Annotated in this window: 1 protein-coding gene; it reads right to left on the minus strand. The window is 38.2% G+C overall.

The window, feature by feature from the left end; all coding sequences use genetic code 11:
* A partial coding sequence (locus AOA61_RS27215; protein ID WP_256583501.1) for a substrate-binding domain-containing protein occupies positions 1-378 on the minus strand: 378 nt, incomplete at its 3' end.
* Between the last annotated feature and the right edge of the window lie 43 nt (positions 379-421).

Below are 421 nucleotides of genomic sequence, written 5' to 3' on the forward strand. Positions count from 1 at the left end.
TCTCATTACACCAAACGTCATTATATCATCTGCTACAATGAGAGCTGTTGGCCTTTCTCCTAACGACATTAATTCAATAACAGCATCCTGACCACCTTCTTGTAACTCTTCATGAAAGACAACATAGTCATCTTTTAAGGTTAAACCTGAGTTTTCTAGAGCATGGCGATATCCTTCTAAGTGATCGACAGTTACTACGAAGTCTAACTTACCACCAATAAAGGCAATCTTCTTGTGGCCTAATAGAAGCAAGTATTCAGTAACAGTCTTTGCAGCCTTATAATTATCGTTGTTGACATAAGTAACATCTTTAATGGACATATCGTTAGGACGACCAATCACTGTGAATGGGAAATTCTCATCTCTCAAGAAAGCCATCACCTTATCTTCCACTCTCGAATAAAGGAGAACGATACCGTAT

The sequence above is a fragment of the Pseudomonas sp. 2995-1 genome (assembly GCF_002742505.1).
Classification (GTDB): domain Bacteria; phylum Pseudomonadota; class Gammaproteobacteria; order Pseudomonadales; family Pseudomonadaceae; genus Aquipseudomonas; species Aquipseudomonas sivasensis.